12 protein-coding genes are annotated in these 12630 nt (G+C 69.1%); 2 read left to right on the forward strand and 10 right to left on the reverse strand.

The window, feature by feature from the left end:
* Nucleotides 1-17 precede the first annotated feature (17 nt).
* The 7 genes from AC07PF_RS06610 to AC07PF_RS06640 are packed head-to-tail and all read right to left on the reverse strand — an operon-like array spanning nucleotide 18 to nucleotide 7475.
* On the reverse strand, nucleotides 18-815 hold the full coding sequence (locus AC07PF_RS06610) for an enoyl-CoA hydratase/isomerase family protein (protein WP_494611256.1): 798 nt from the start codon (nucleotides 813-815) through the stop codon (nucleotides 18-20).
* A 12-nt stretch (nucleotides 816-827) separates the two neighbouring features.
* Complete coding sequence (locus AC07PF_RS06615; RefSeq protein WP_494611257.1) at nucleotides 828-2627, reverse strand: AMP-dependent synthetase/ligase; 1800 nt, start codon at nucleotides 2625-2627, stop codon at nucleotides 828-830.
* Complete coding sequence (locus AC07PF_RS06620; protein ID WP_494611258.1) at nucleotides 2624-3445, reverse strand: ABC transporter ATP-binding protein; 822 nt, start codon at nucleotides 3443-3445, stop codon at nucleotides 2624-2626. The genes AC07PF_RS06615 and AC07PF_RS06620 overlap by 4 nt, the downstream gene beginning before the upstream one ends.
* Nucleotides 3446-3456: 11 nt before the next feature.
* Nucleotides 3457-4647, reverse strand: coding sequence for an ABC transporter substrate-binding protein (locus AC07PF_RS06625; RefSeq protein ID WP_007861539.1), 1191 nt, complete (start codon nucleotides 4645-4647; stop codon nucleotides 3457-3459).
* Between the two features lie 43 nt (nucleotides 4648-4690).
* On the reverse strand, nucleotides 4691-5728 hold the full coding sequence (locus AC07PF_RS06630; protein ID WP_494611259.1) for a branched-chain amino acid ABC transporter permease: 1038 nt from the start codon (nucleotides 5726-5728) through the stop codon (nucleotides 4691-4693).
* Nucleotides 5728-6609 (reverse strand): branched-chain amino acid ABC transporter permease, encoded by an 882-nt coding sequence (locus AC07PF_RS06635; RefSeq protein WP_494611260.1) that lies wholly within the window; start codon nucleotides 6607-6609, stop codon nucleotides 5728-5730. The genes AC07PF_RS06630 and AC07PF_RS06635 overlap by 1 nt, the downstream gene beginning before the upstream one ends.
* Nucleotides 6606-7475 carry an ABC transporter ATP-binding protein gene (locus tag AC07PF_RS06640; protein WP_494611261.1) on the reverse strand — a complete coding sequence of 290 codons (870 nt, stop codon included), beginning with the start codon at nucleotides 7473-7475 and terminating at the stop codon, nucleotides 6606-6608. The genes AC07PF_RS06635 and AC07PF_RS06640 overlap by 4 nt, the downstream gene beginning before the upstream one ends.
* Before the next feature lie 150 nt (nucleotides 7476-7625).
* On the opposite strand from AC07PF_RS06640, the gene AC07PF_RS06645 reads away from it, so the two are divergent.
* The gene (locus tag AC07PF_RS06645; RefSeq protein ID WP_007861535.1) at nucleotides 7626-8360 is read left to right on the forward strand and encodes a TetR/AcrR family transcriptional regulator; all 735 of its coding nucleotides are present in this window, start codon (nucleotides 7626-7628) and stop codon (nucleotides 8358-8360) included.
* Nucleotides 8361-8363: 3 nt separating this feature from the next.
* Here AC07PF_RS06645 and cueR read toward each other — a convergent pair whose 3' ends face one another.
* From cueR to AC07PF_RS06660, 3 genes are all read right to left on the reverse strand, one after another.
* A complete protein-coding gene (cueR, locus tag AC07PF_RS06650) occupies nucleotides 8364-8792 on the reverse strand; it encodes a Cu(I)-responsive transcriptional regulator (RefSeq protein WP_108016401.1) in 429 nt (142 codons plus the stop codon).
* Nucleotides 8789-9007 carry a heavy-metal-associated domain-containing protein gene (locus tag AC07PF_RS06655; RefSeq protein WP_494611262.1) on the reverse strand — a complete coding sequence of 73 codons (219 nt, stop codon included), beginning with the start codon at nucleotides 9005-9007 and terminating at the stop codon, nucleotides 8789-8791. The genes cueR and AC07PF_RS06655 overlap by 4 nt, the downstream gene beginning before the upstream one ends.
* A gap of 108 nt (nucleotides 9008-9115) precedes the next feature.
* A complete protein-coding gene (locus AC07PF_RS06660; RefSeq protein ID WP_494611263.1) occupies nucleotides 9116-10204 on the reverse strand; it encodes a flavodoxin family protein in 1089 nt (362 codons plus the stop codon).
* 109 nt (nucleotides 10205-10313) lie between these two features.
* On the opposite strand from AC07PF_RS06660, the gene AC07PF_RS06665 reads away from it, so the two are divergent.
* Nucleotides 10314-12557 carry a heavy metal translocating P-type ATPase gene (locus tag AC07PF_RS06665; protein WP_494611264.1) on the forward strand — a complete coding sequence of 748 codons (2244 nt, stop codon included), beginning with the start codon at nucleotides 10314-10316 and terminating at the stop codon, nucleotides 12555-12557.
* Nucleotides 12558-12630: the final 73 nt, after the last annotated feature.

Below are 12630 nucleotides of genomic sequence, written 5' to 3' on the forward strand. Positions count from 1 at the left end.
GAGAAGGAAGGGAAGAATCAGCGCCCGCTGAACTGGGCGGGCCGGCGTGCGTAGAAGGCGGCTATGCCCTCGCGGAAGTCTTCGGTGGCGGCGCAGTGGGCGAAGGCCTGCTGCTCGGCAGCCAGCTGTTCGGGCTGGCTGCGCGTGAGCGATTCGCGCATGAGGCGCTTCATCGCGCCGTAGGCCACGGTGGGGCCGGCGGCCAGGCGCTGGGCCAGGGCCGCGGTGGCGGCATCGAGTTCGGCTGCGGGGACCACGCGGTTCACGAGGCCCAGGCGCAGTGCATCCTCGGCCGTGAAGGCCTCGCCGAGCAGCGCGATCTCCAGCGCGTTGCGCAGGCCCACCATGCGCGGCAGCGCCCAGGAGGCACCCACGTCGCAACTGGTGCCCAGGTTGATGTAGGCCAGGTTCAGGCGCGTGCCCTCGGCCATCAGCACATAGTCGGCCTGCAGCAGCATGGACAGGCCGGCACCCGCGGCCGCGCCATGCACCTGGGCGATCACGGGCGCATCGATCTGCGCCAGCAGGGCCAGACCGGCGTGCAGTGGTTCGAGCAGGTCCATGGCGCCCTGCACCGGGTTGGCGCGCAGGGTGGCCAGGTCGCCGCCCGCCATGAAGCCCTTGCCGGCGCCACGCAGCACCACCACGCGCACGCCGGGGTCCTGCGCGATGGCCTGCACGGCCGCGAGAAAGGCCTGCGCCATGGGCACGTCGACGGCATTGAGCGCGGCAGGCCGGTTGAAGCACAGCGTGGCGATGGCGCCCTGGCGCTCGTGCAGCAGGGCAGGAGGCGCGGCCTCGGTGGCGTCGGTCATGGCAGGGGTTCCTCAGCGGTAGAGCGCTTCGATCTCGGCGGCGTAGGTCTTGTAGATGCTGGAGCGGCGCACCTTCATGGTGGCGGTGACTTCGCCGTCGTCGTGGTCCAGCTCCTTGGTGAGCAGGTGGAACTGGCGGATCTGCGATACCTGGGCCAGGCGCTCGTTGCCACGGCGGATCTCGGTGTCGATGAGCTCGCGCACCTCGGGTGCCTCCACCAGCGAACGGAAATGCGTGAACGCCAGGCGCCGGGCCTCGGCCCACTTGCCCACGGTCTCGTAGTCGATCATCACCAGCGCACCGACGAACTTGCGGCCCTCGGCGACGATGATGCATTCCTTGATGAAGGGGCTGCCCTTCATGGTGTTCTCGATCTCCGAGGGCGTGAGGTTCTTGCCGCCGGCCGTGATCATGATGTCCTTGAGCCGGTCCACGATCTTGATCTGGCCCTGCTCCTCGCGCACCACGTCGCCGGTGTGCAGCCAGCCGTCGACGATGCTGGTGGCGGTGGCCTCGGGGTTCTTGTAATAGCCCGCGAACACCATGTCGCCGCGCAGCTGCAGCTCGCCGTTGTCGGCAATGCGGTGCTCCACGCCCAGGATGGGAACACCCACGGTTCCGACCACCACCTGGTCCAGCCGGTGGCCCGTGACCATGCCGGTGGATTCGGTCAGGCCGTAGACCTCCACCAGCGGCAGGCCGAGCACGCGAAAGAAGCGCACCACGTCGGGCGGGATGGGGGCGGCCCCGGTGAGGGCCACGCGCGCCTCGCGCAGGCCGATGAAGTTCTGCAGCGCGCGCAGCACCAGCCAGTAGCTGGCGGCGAAGGCCATGCGCTCGCCCAGGCTCCAGGCGCTGCGCGGCTTCTCGGCCAGGGGCTGGCAGGCGGCCATGGCGCGGTGGAACAGCCGGCGGCGCAGGCCCCCGGTCTCCTGCAGCTTGATGTGGATGGCGGCGTGCATCTTCTCCCAGATGCGCGGCACGCCGAGGAACATGGTGGGTGCCACCTCGCGCAGGTCTTCCTGCACGGTGCGGATGGACTCGCCGAAGTTCACCTGTGAACCGATGTACACCGGCACGAAGCTGGTGAGCATCTGCTCGGCCACATGGCACAGCGGCAGGTAGGACAGGTGCGTGGTGGCCGCGTCGAGCTGTAGCCGATCGACGATGCCGGGCACCACGCCGCGGATGTTGCGGTAGCTGATCATCGCGCCCTTGGGCTTGCCGGTGGAGCCCGAGGTGTAGATCATCAGGCCCAGGTCATCGAGCGTCTGGCGGGCGAGCGCTTCGTCCACCAGCGCCTGCGACCCCGAGGCGGCGCCCAGTGCCTCGACCTCGGCGAAGGTGGCGATCAGCGCGCGCACCTCGGGCGCGAAGCTGCGCAGGCCCTTGGTCTCGATGACGATGATCTTTTTCAGGCGCGGCAGATCGGGCAGGGCGGCGAGCAGCTTGTCGGTCTGCTCCTGGTCTTCGCAGACCATGACCTCGATGTCGGCATGGCCAACCACGTAGGCCACCTCGTTGCTGGGGCTGGTGGGGTAGACCCCCACGGTGACCGCGCCGACCAGGCCCGCGCCCATCTGCGCGAGCACCCACTCCGTGCGGTTCTCGGAGATCACGCCCACATGGCCGCCGGCCGGCAGGCCCAGCGCGCGCAGGCCCAGGCCGAAGTGGCAGGCGCGCTCGTGGTAGCGGGCCCAGGTGAAGGGCTTCCAGATGCCGAAGTCTTTTTGCCGGATGGCCACGCGGCCCGGTTCGGCTCGCGCGCGCTCGCGCAGCATCTGGGGCAGGGTGAGTTCGGGGAGGGTCATGACAGCCATCTCTTGCGGCGCTTGTAGTGCTTGATGTCCTTGAAGCTCTTGGCTTCGCCACCACCCCCCATGCCCAGGTAGAACTCGCGCACGTCGGGGTCGTTGGCCAGGCGCTCGGCCGAGCCGTCGATCACGATCTTGCCGTTCTCCATGATGTAGCCCTGGTGGGCCACGGCCAGGGCCACGGTGGCGTTCTGCTCCACCAGCAGCATGGAGGTGCCGCGCTCGGCGTTGATGCGCGCGATGATGGTGAAGATGTCTTCCACCAGCTTGGGCGACAGGCCCAGCGAAGGCTCGTCGAGCAGGATCAGCTGGGGCTGGGCGATGAGCGCGCGGCCGATGGCCAGCATCTGCTGCTCGCCACCCGAGAGATACCCGGCCAGGCCCTTGCGGCGCTCGTGCAGGCGCGGGAAGTAGCTGTAGACGCTGTCGAAGTCGGGCTTCGCATCGGCGCGGCCCGTGAGCGCATAGGTGGCGGCCACCAGGTTCTCTTCGACCGTGAGGTCCTCGAACACGCGGCGGCCCTCCATCACGTGCGAGAGGCCGCTGCGCACCAGCTGCTGCGGTGCCAGGCCCGCGGTGGGCTGGCCGTTGAAGCGGATGCTGCCCGACTCCACCGTGCCGTCTTCGAGCGCCAGCAGGCCCGAGATGGCCTTGAGCGTGGTGGACTTGCCCGCGCCGTTGCTGCCCAGCAATGCCACGATCTGGCCGCGCGGCACGGCCAGCGACAGGCCGCGCAGGGCCTGCACGACCTTGTTGTAGATGACCTCGATGTTGTTGACTTCGAGGACGTGGTCCGGCGTGGCGTGCGGGGTCATGGCAGGCAAGGTCAGAGCTTGATCCAGTCGGAAGCGGCGACCATCTTCTGCGCCTTCATGTCCGCGCGGTACACGCGCCCCACGGGGATGGAGTTGCCGCTGATGGTGATCGGCACGCCGATCAGGCCACCGGTGTCGAAGTCCTTGATGCTGTTGAGCGCGGCCTTGAGGTTCTTGCCGTCGAGCGGCTTGCCCGCATCCAGGCAGCGCTTGGCCGATTCGGTGAACAGCATGGCGGCGAGAAAGCCCTGGATGTAGGCCGTGCTCTGGTACTCGGGGCGCAGCGCGCGGATCTTCTCCAGCATGGGCGCCTTCTCGGTGTCGTAGTAGTAGCGGTAGGGCATCACACCCATGAATCCGTCGGCGGCCTCGCCCATCTTCATCACGGTGGAGCTGTCCATGGTCCAGAAGGTGCCCATCCACTTGCTGGTCATGCCCTGCTGTTTGCCCTGGGTGATGAACTCGGGGATGGGCGCCAGGATGTAGCCGTGGAAGATGGTGTAGTCGGGCGCGGCGCGGCGCAGCTTGATGACCTCGCCCGAGACGTCCACGCTGCCCGCAGGCGTCATGATCTTGACGGGCACCGACAGGCCGAGCGCCTTGGCCGCGGCCTCGCTCTTGTCGATGGGGTCGCGGCCGAACTCGGAGTCCGAGTACACGAAGGCCACCTTGGCGCCGGGCTTCTCCTTGGCAATGTGCTTGAGCAGGATGCCGAACATCTCGGTGTAGTCGGGCCCCACGAGGAACTGGTTCGGGTACTTGGCGGGGTCGTTGAGTTCGGACGCGAAGGAGGCGCCGGCCATCAGGGTGGTGCCGGCACGGTCGAGCTCGGGGTTGATGGTCTTGGAAAAGCCCGTGGAGTCGCCGTAGTAGAGGTTCACCTTGTTCTGGCTGGTGATCTTCTTGTAGGCGGCGACCGAGACGTCGACCTTGTAGCCCGTGTCCTCGGGCACGTACCTGAGCTTGCGGCCCTTGATGCCGCCCGCATCGTTGACCATCTTCACGTAGTCGCCGATGCCGGCGTTGATGCCCACGCCCGCAAACGCGAACACGCCGGTGAGCGGGATGGAGCCGCCGATCACGATGTCTTCGCCGCTGGCCTGCGCGGTGGCGGTGAGCGGCGCGGCGAGCGTGGCGCCCGCGGCGAGCAGCAGGGAGCGGCGGCGCTGTGACATGGGGGATGCGTGGGTGGTGGTGGGCATGGTGCTTGTCTCCTTCATGGTTTTATGGGCTGTGGCGGCTCTCTCAATTGCGGAACGGCCACAGATGGAAAAAGCGGCGAATGCGCCGCCACACTTCTGCGAGCCCCTGTGGCTCGAACACCAGAAATCCGATGATCAGCAGGCCGAAGATCACGGTGCGCACCGGCGAGAGAAACACCGTGAGCTCGTTGCCGCCGGGCAGCAGGGCGACCACCAGCTTGAGCAGCTCGGGCACCATGGTCATGAACACCGCGCCCAGGATGCCGCCCAGGATGGAGCCCATGCCGCCGACGATGATGGCCGCCAGGAAGAAGATGGACATGAGCAGCGGAAAGCTCTCGGGCGTGACCACGCGAAAGAAGTACGCCCACAGGCCGCCGGCCACGCCCGCGTAGAACGAGGACAGTCCGAACGACAGCAGCTTGTAGCGCAGCAGGGGGATGCCCAGCACCTCGGCCGAGATGTCGCGGTCGCGGATGGCGATGAAGGCGCGGCCCACGCGCGTGCGAAACAGGTTGGCTGTGCCCAGCAGCATGAGCACGGTGACCGGCACGATCACCCAGTACAGGCGGAACGAGGTGTCGAGCGGCAGGCCGAAGAGTTTGGCCGGCGGCACGCTCAGGCCGCCGGTGCCGCCCGTGAACTTCCAGTTGGCGAAGATGAAGTGCGCAATGAACGATGCGGCGATGGTGGCGATGGCCAGGTACAGGCCCTTGACGCGCAGCGAGGGGATGCCCACGACGATGCCGCCCAGCATGGCGACGAAGCCGCCGGCCAGCAGGTTGAGCACGAAGGGCGTGCCCACGCGCGTCTCCAGCACGGCCACGGTGTAGGCCCCCAGGCCCATGAAGGCGGCCTGCCCCAGGCTCACGAGGCCGGTGTAGCCGGTGAGGATGTTGAGCCCCGTGGCACTGGCGACGTTGATGCTGACCAGGCAGGCCAGGTAGAGCCAGTAGTCGCTGGCCATGAAGGGGAACAGCAGCAGCAACGCAGCAGCCACGGCGAGCCAGACCTTCTGCGTGCGCGAGTCGAACAGCGCCGCGTCGGCGATGTAGCTTTCCTTGAGGGTTCCGATGCGCATCAGAGTCTTTCGATTTCGTGCGTGCCGAACAGGCCGTACGGCCGCACCAGCAGCACGGCCACGAGCACGATGAAGGTGGCCAAGAGCTTGTATTCGCCGCCCAGGTAGGCGCCCGCCAATGCTTCGACCAGGCCGATGAGCAGGCCGCCCAGGAGCGCGCCGAGCACGCTGTCGAGTCCGCCCACGATGACCACCACCAGCACCGAGAGTCCGAACACGCCCATGCTCGACGAGATGCCGCCGATGGAGCCGACGATGATCCCGGAGACCGCGGCGATCATGGCCGAGGCCACCCAGGCCAGCGAGAACACGCGCGGCACGTTGATGCCCACCGAGTAGGCGGCCGCCTGGTCGCTGGCCGTGGCGCGCAGGGCCACGCCGCCGCGCCAGAAGCGGAACACCAGCAGCACGGCGGCGATGAAGGCCACGGCGATCATGGCGCCCCAGAACACCTTGGGCGCAAGGAAGGCTTCGCCGATCATGATGGGCTTGGTGGGCATGAATTCGGGCAGGCGGCGCTGGTCGGCGGTCCAGATCATCTCCACCAGGCCCACGAGCACCGAGGCCAGGCCCACGGTGACCATGAAGACGGAGATCGGCGGCTCGCCCAGCAGTGGGCGGATCATGGTGCGCTCGATCACCGCGCCCAGGAGGCCCGAGCCGAGCACCGCCGCGGGGATGGCCAGCCACAGCGGCAGCGCGAAGGTGGCGGCAAAGGTGAAGAACAGGTAGGCGCCGACCATGAGCATCTCGCCGATGGCGATGTTCACCACGCGCGTGGCCTTGTAGACCATCACGAAGGCCAGCGCCGCGAGCGCGTACAGGCCGCCGCCGGCAATGCCGGTGAGGCTGATCTCGAACAGGTAGGCCCAGTCCATCATGCGCTGGCCCCTTGTCGCGGTGTGGCGGCTGCTGCCTGGAACCGGGCGCGCAGGTCGCCCACGTTGCCCGCGCCCAGGTAGGCGCGGACCACCTCGGGGTTGGCCTGCACATCGGCTGGCGTGCCCTGGGCGATGACCTGGCCGAAGTTGAGCACCACCACGTGGTCCGACAGGTCCATCACCATGCCCATGTCGTGCTCGACCATGAGCACGGTGACACCCCATTCGGCGCGCACGTCGAGGATGAAGCGCGCCATGTCCTCGGTCTCCTCGCGGTTCATGCCGGCCACGGGTTCGTCGAGCATCAGCACCTCGGGCTGCATGGCCAAGGCGCGGGCCATCTCCACGCGCTTTTGCAGGCCGTAGGGCAGGGCCGAGACGGGCGCGTGGCGGATGTGGTCGATCTCCAGGAAGTCGATGATGCGCTCCTCGATGTCGGCACGCAGGGCGGCCTCTTCGCGGCGCGCGCGGCCGAGGTAGAACAGTGCGTCGAGCACGTTGGTTTTCAGGTGCGCATGGCGGCCGAGCTTGATGTTGTCGAGCACCGTCATGCCGCGGAACAGTGCGATGTTCTGGAAGCTGCGCCCCAGCCCCAGCCGGGCGCGCTGCGGTGCCGGCACGCGCGTGATGTCCTGGCCCTTGAAGCGGATGGCGCCGCTGCCGGGGCGGTAGAAGCCCGAGATGGTGTTGAACAGCGAGGTCTTGCCCGCACCGTTGGGCCCGATCACGGCGGTGATGGAGCCGGCCTGCACGCCGAAGCCCACGCCGGTGAGCGCCTTGACCCCGCCGAAGGCCAGCGTGACGCCATCGACCTGCAGCAGGGGCGGTGCGCTGGCGGGGGGAATGCCGGGTGGGTGTGTCTCCATTGGCTTTCTAATGCGGGTTTGTGCTGACCAGAAAATGCCTGCGGACCCGCAGAAATTTCCTACTTGTGCGTAAACTGTTTACTCGCGAGTAGATTCTGGAAGGCCCCGCGCCAAACCAGCATCCGTACTTTCCCGAGGAACCCGCCTGCCATGCCCAGCCCCACCGTGTCGCCCCCCCGCAGTGCCGAGCGCCCGCCTGCGTCGCCCTGGGCGCCCGCGTCCCACCGCGAACAGCAGCGCGAGGCCAAGCGCAATGCCGTGCTGCAGGCCGCCGCGCAGCTGTTCAACGAACGCGGCTTTCACGCCACCTCGCTCGACGACATCGCCGCGCGGCTGAACGTGACCAAGCCCACGCTGTACTACTACGTGAAGAACAAGGACGAGATCCTGCTGCAGTGCGTGACCAAGGGCCTGGAAATGATGCTCGAGGGCATAGCCGCCTCGCGCGCGGCCGGCGGCAAGGCCATCGACCAGCTCATGACCTGCATGCAGGTGTATGCGCGCATCGTCACCATGGATTTCGGCAAGTGCCTGATCCGCGTGGGTGACGAGCAGCTGCCGCCCGAGAGCCGTGCCGAGCTGCGCCGCCACAAGTCCGCCATCGACCGGGAGTTCCGCCGCCTGGTGGCCGAGGGCGTGGCGGAGGGCTCGCTGCAGCCCTGCGACCCGAAGATGACGGCCTTCGTGATCGCCGGGGCGCTGAGCTGGATCGGCCGCTGGTACCAGCCTGGCGGCGAGTACACGGCCGAGCAGGTGGCCGAACAGTGCATCGAGACCCTCTGCCAGGGGGTGCTGCGGCGCACCGATGGGGCCGTGGTGGCCAAGGCGCCTGCCAAGCGGGTGCGCAAGGCGGCTGCCGCACCCGCTGCGCGCAAGCGCGCCTAGTGCCTAGTGCCTGGGGGGCGCCGGCTCCCCCGCCAGGTCATCGAGGATCGGGCAGTCCGGCCGGTCGTCCCCATGGCAGCACGAGACCAGCGTCTGCAGGCTGCGCTGCATGGCCTGCATGGCAGCGATGCGTTCGCCCAGGTCGGCGATGTGCTCCTGGGCGATGCGCTTGACCTGGCTGCTGGCGCGGCTGCGGTCCTGCCACAGGGCGAGCAGGCCGGCGATCTCGTCCATGGAGAAGCCCAAGTCGCGCGCGCGGCGGATGAAGCGCAGGCCGTGCACGTCGGACTCGGTGTACTGGCGGTAGCCGCTGTCGGTGCGCGCCACGCCGGCCACCAGGCCCAGGGATTCGTAGTGGCGCACCATGCGTGCCGAAACCCCGGCGCGGCGCGCGGCCTCGCCGATGGGCACGGGCCAGTCGGTCTTGCTCATGCTGCGACGGCGTAGCCTTCTTCGGCAATGGCCGCGGCCAGCGTTGCGCGGTCTGCGCTGCTGTGCGCCACATGTACGCTGCCGCTGGCGCGGTCGATGCGCACGGTGGCGTCGGGGTCCACGCCCTGCACGGCCTGGGTCACGGCGCGCTCGCAGTGGCCGCAGGTCATGCCCTGGACCTGGAAGTCGTAAGAGGTGGTGGCGGGTGCTGTCATGGAAGGCTCCTTGCCGAAATCGATGGGATGGCAGGGAGCGTAAACCTTCACATGGTGGCAAGGTCAAGCGCCATGCCAAGACCTTGGTGCCAACCGCCTTTTTCGGGCCTATTTGGGCCGGGCGCGCTTCACGTGTGCATCGGGGCGCGAGAGCCGGCCTGCGCGCAGCTCGCCCACGGCGACCGCCAGGGCCTGGGCGGCACCGCGGATCTCGGCCTGCATGGCGGTGTCGCGGTCCAGCACCTCGTGGCTTTCGGCATAGCTTTCGTAGTAGCCGATGTAGCGGTCCAGCCGCGCGGCCTGGCCGGCGTCGATGAAGCCCATCCAGTCGAGCCAGTCCGACAGGCCGCGGCGCGTCATCTCGATGCCGGCCACGTCGCCGTGCACGGCCACGGCATAGGTGCGGCCTTCCAGGTGCTTGGGATAGCCCCAGCCGGCCAGCTCCAGCGCCTTGGCTTCGGCGGACTTCTTGCCGTGGGTGCTGGTGGGATCGGGGTTGCCGCCGTCGGCGCAGACCAGGCGGTCGATCATGAGCTTGAGCGGGCTGGGCGCCTGGTACCAGTACACGGGGGTGATGATCATCACGCCGTGCGCGGCGGTCCAGCGTTCGTAGATCTCGTTCATCCAGTCGCCGGTCTGGCGCGTGGCGTGGTTGGGGTAGCAGCTGCACGGGAAGTGGCACAGCGGCATGGCGGTGGAGACGCAGCCCTTGCAGGGGTGGATGTGGCGCCCGTAGTCGGAGGTGACGCGGCTCAGGTCGAGCAGGTCGATCTCGATGTGTTCGGCGGCCAGCACGTCGCGCGCCATGTTCAGCATGCGCCAGCTCTTGGAGATCTCGCCGGGGCAGGTGCCGTCGTTGCGGGCCGAGCCGCAGACCAGGAGCACGCGCGAGGGGCTGGCCGGGTCGGCCCAGCGCTGGCGCGCCGCGTCGATGCGCTCCTTGGCCTCGAGCCAGTCGACCGAGAGGTCGTAGTCCGGGTCGGCATAGCCGGGCCCGGCCTTGCGCGTGCGCGGCGCCTTGCGGTTGTCGTCGTAGTTGCGCCAGGCGATGGCCTCGATGCGGTCCAGGGCGTCGCCGGCCTCGTCGGCAAAGCGCGGGTCCTGGAAGTCGAGCAGAAAGCGTTCGCGGAATTCGGCGCGGTCCAGGGGCTTCGGGGCCTGGCCGGTGCGCGCCCGTGGGGGTGTGGGGCTTGTCATGGAGAAAATTCGACCACCGGCCGCCCGGCGGCTCTATCGGACAAGGCGCCGACTTGATCTGCGGCAAGGGCTTGACCTTGACACCATGGCAAGCTGTAACTTCCAGGCCATGAACACGACGATCCTTTCTCCTTCCTCTTCTGCTGCAGCGCAACAGCAGCAGTTCGACCTCGGCATCGGCGGCATGACCTGCGCGAGCTGCGTGGGCCGTGTGGAGCGCGCGCTGCGCAAGGTGCCGGGGGTGCAGGACGCGGCCGTGAACCTGGCCACCGAGTCGGCGCGCGTGGCCATGGCGCTGCCCGAGGGCGCTGATGCGGCGGTGCTGGAGGCACAGTTGCGCCGCGCGGTGCGCAATGCGGGCTACGAGCCGCTGGCCAAAGAGGAGGCCGATGCGGCCGAGGATCTCTCGCCTTGGGCCGGCTTCCTGCCGGTGGGCGTGGGCCTTGCGCTGTCGGCCCCGCTCGTGCTGCCCATGGCGGGCGATCTCTTCGGGCAGGACTGGATGCTGCCCGCGTGGCTGCAGTTCGCGCTGGCCACGCCGGTGCAGTTCATCCTGGGGGCGCGCTTCTACAGGGCGGGCTGGCACGCGCTGAAGGCGCTGACGGGCAACATGGACCTGCTGGTGGCGCTGGGCACCAGCGCGGGCTGGGGCCTGTCGGTGTGGCTGTGGCTCACGGCGCATGCTGGCCATGCGCCGCACCTGTACTTCGAGGCCTCGGCCGTGGTGGTCACGCTGGTGCTGCTGGGCAAGTGGCTGGAGGCACGCGCCAAGCGCCAGACCACCACCGCCATCCGCGCGCTGCACGCGCTGCGGCCCGACGTGGTGCACCTGCTGGGCAAGGCCGGTGAGGTGGACGTGCCCGTGGCCGAGGTGCTGGTGGGCGACCGGCTGGTGGTGCGCCCGGGCGAGCGCATCCCCGTGGACGGCACGGTGCACGAGGGCCACACGCAGGTGGACGAGTCCATGCTGACCGGCGAACCCCTGCCCGTGGCGCGCGAGGTGGGTGCGCCGCTCACGGGCGGGTCGATCAACGGCGATGGCCGCATCGTGATGGCGGTGACTGCCGTGGGTGCCGAGACGGTGCTGGCGCACATCATCCGCCTGGTGGAGGACGCGCAGGCCGCCAAGGCGCCGCTGCAGCGGCTGGTGGACAAGGTCTCGGCCGTGTTCGTGCCGGTGGTGCTGGCGATTGCGCTGGCCACCCTGCTGGGCTGGCTGTGGGCCGGCGCGGGCCTGGAGGCGGCGCTGATCCACGCGGTGGCGGTGCTGGTGATCGCCTGCCCCTGCGCGCTGGGCCTGGCCACGCCGGCCGCCATCATGGCGGGCACGGGGGTGGCCGCGAAGCATGGCATTTTGATCAAGGACGCGCAGGCGCTGGAACGTGCGCACCAGGTGGACACGGTGGCCTTCGACAAGACCGGCACGCTGACCGTGGGGCAGCCCCGGGTGACGGCCTTCGAGGTGGCGCCGGGCGTGGACGAGGGCGAGGCCCTGGCGGCGGTCGCGGCGGTGCAGAGCGGCAGCGAACACCCGCTGGCGCGCGCCGTGGTGCGGGCCGCCCAGGCGCGGCAGTTGGCGGTGCAGGCCCCCGGTGCGGTGCGTGCCGTGCCCGGGCGCGGCACGGAGGGCGAGGTGCAGGGCGCCAGCGTCCTGGTGGGCAGCCTGCGCTGGATGCAGGAGCTGGGGGTCGACCTGGGGCCCCTGGCCGCGCGTGCCCAGGCCCTGCAGGCCGAAGGCGCCACCGTCTCGGCCATGGCCGAGCGCACGGCCCAGGGCCTGGCCTTGCGCGCGCTGCTGGCGTTTGGCGATGAGCCCAAGCCGGGTGCGCGCGAGGCGCTGGCGGCCTTGAAGGCCCGCGGCATCCGCACGGTGATGGTGTCGGGCGACAACCGCGGCGCGGCCGAGGCGATGGCGCGCCGACTGGGGCTCGATCCGGCAGCGGGCGAGGTGATGGCCGAGGTGCTGCCGGGCGACAAGGCGGCGCGGGTGGCCGCATTGCAACAGGGAGGCCATGTGGTGGCCATGGTGGGCGACGGCGTGAACGATGCGCCGGCCCTGGCCGCCGCCGACGTGGGCATGGCCATGGGCAACGGCACGGACGTGGCCATGCATGCGGCAGGCATCACGCTGATGCGCGGCGACCCCCGGCTGGTGGCGGCAGCGCTCGACATTTCGCACCGCACGGTGCAAAAGATCCGCCAGAACCTGTTCTGGGCCTTCGCCTACAACGTGGCCGGCATCCCGCTCGCGGCCCTGGGCTACCTGAGCCCGGTGGTGGCGGGCGCCGCGATGGCACTCAGCTCGGTGAGCGTGATGGCGAATGCCCTCTTACTCAAGCGCTGGCGCATGTGATAAACACGTATGGCGCATGGTCACACATGTCTGGCAAACTGCAACGTTTTGTTGCAGTCGGGCGGACACGGGG

This window comes from Acidovorax sp. GW821-FHT10A04 (genome assembly GCF_059415825.1).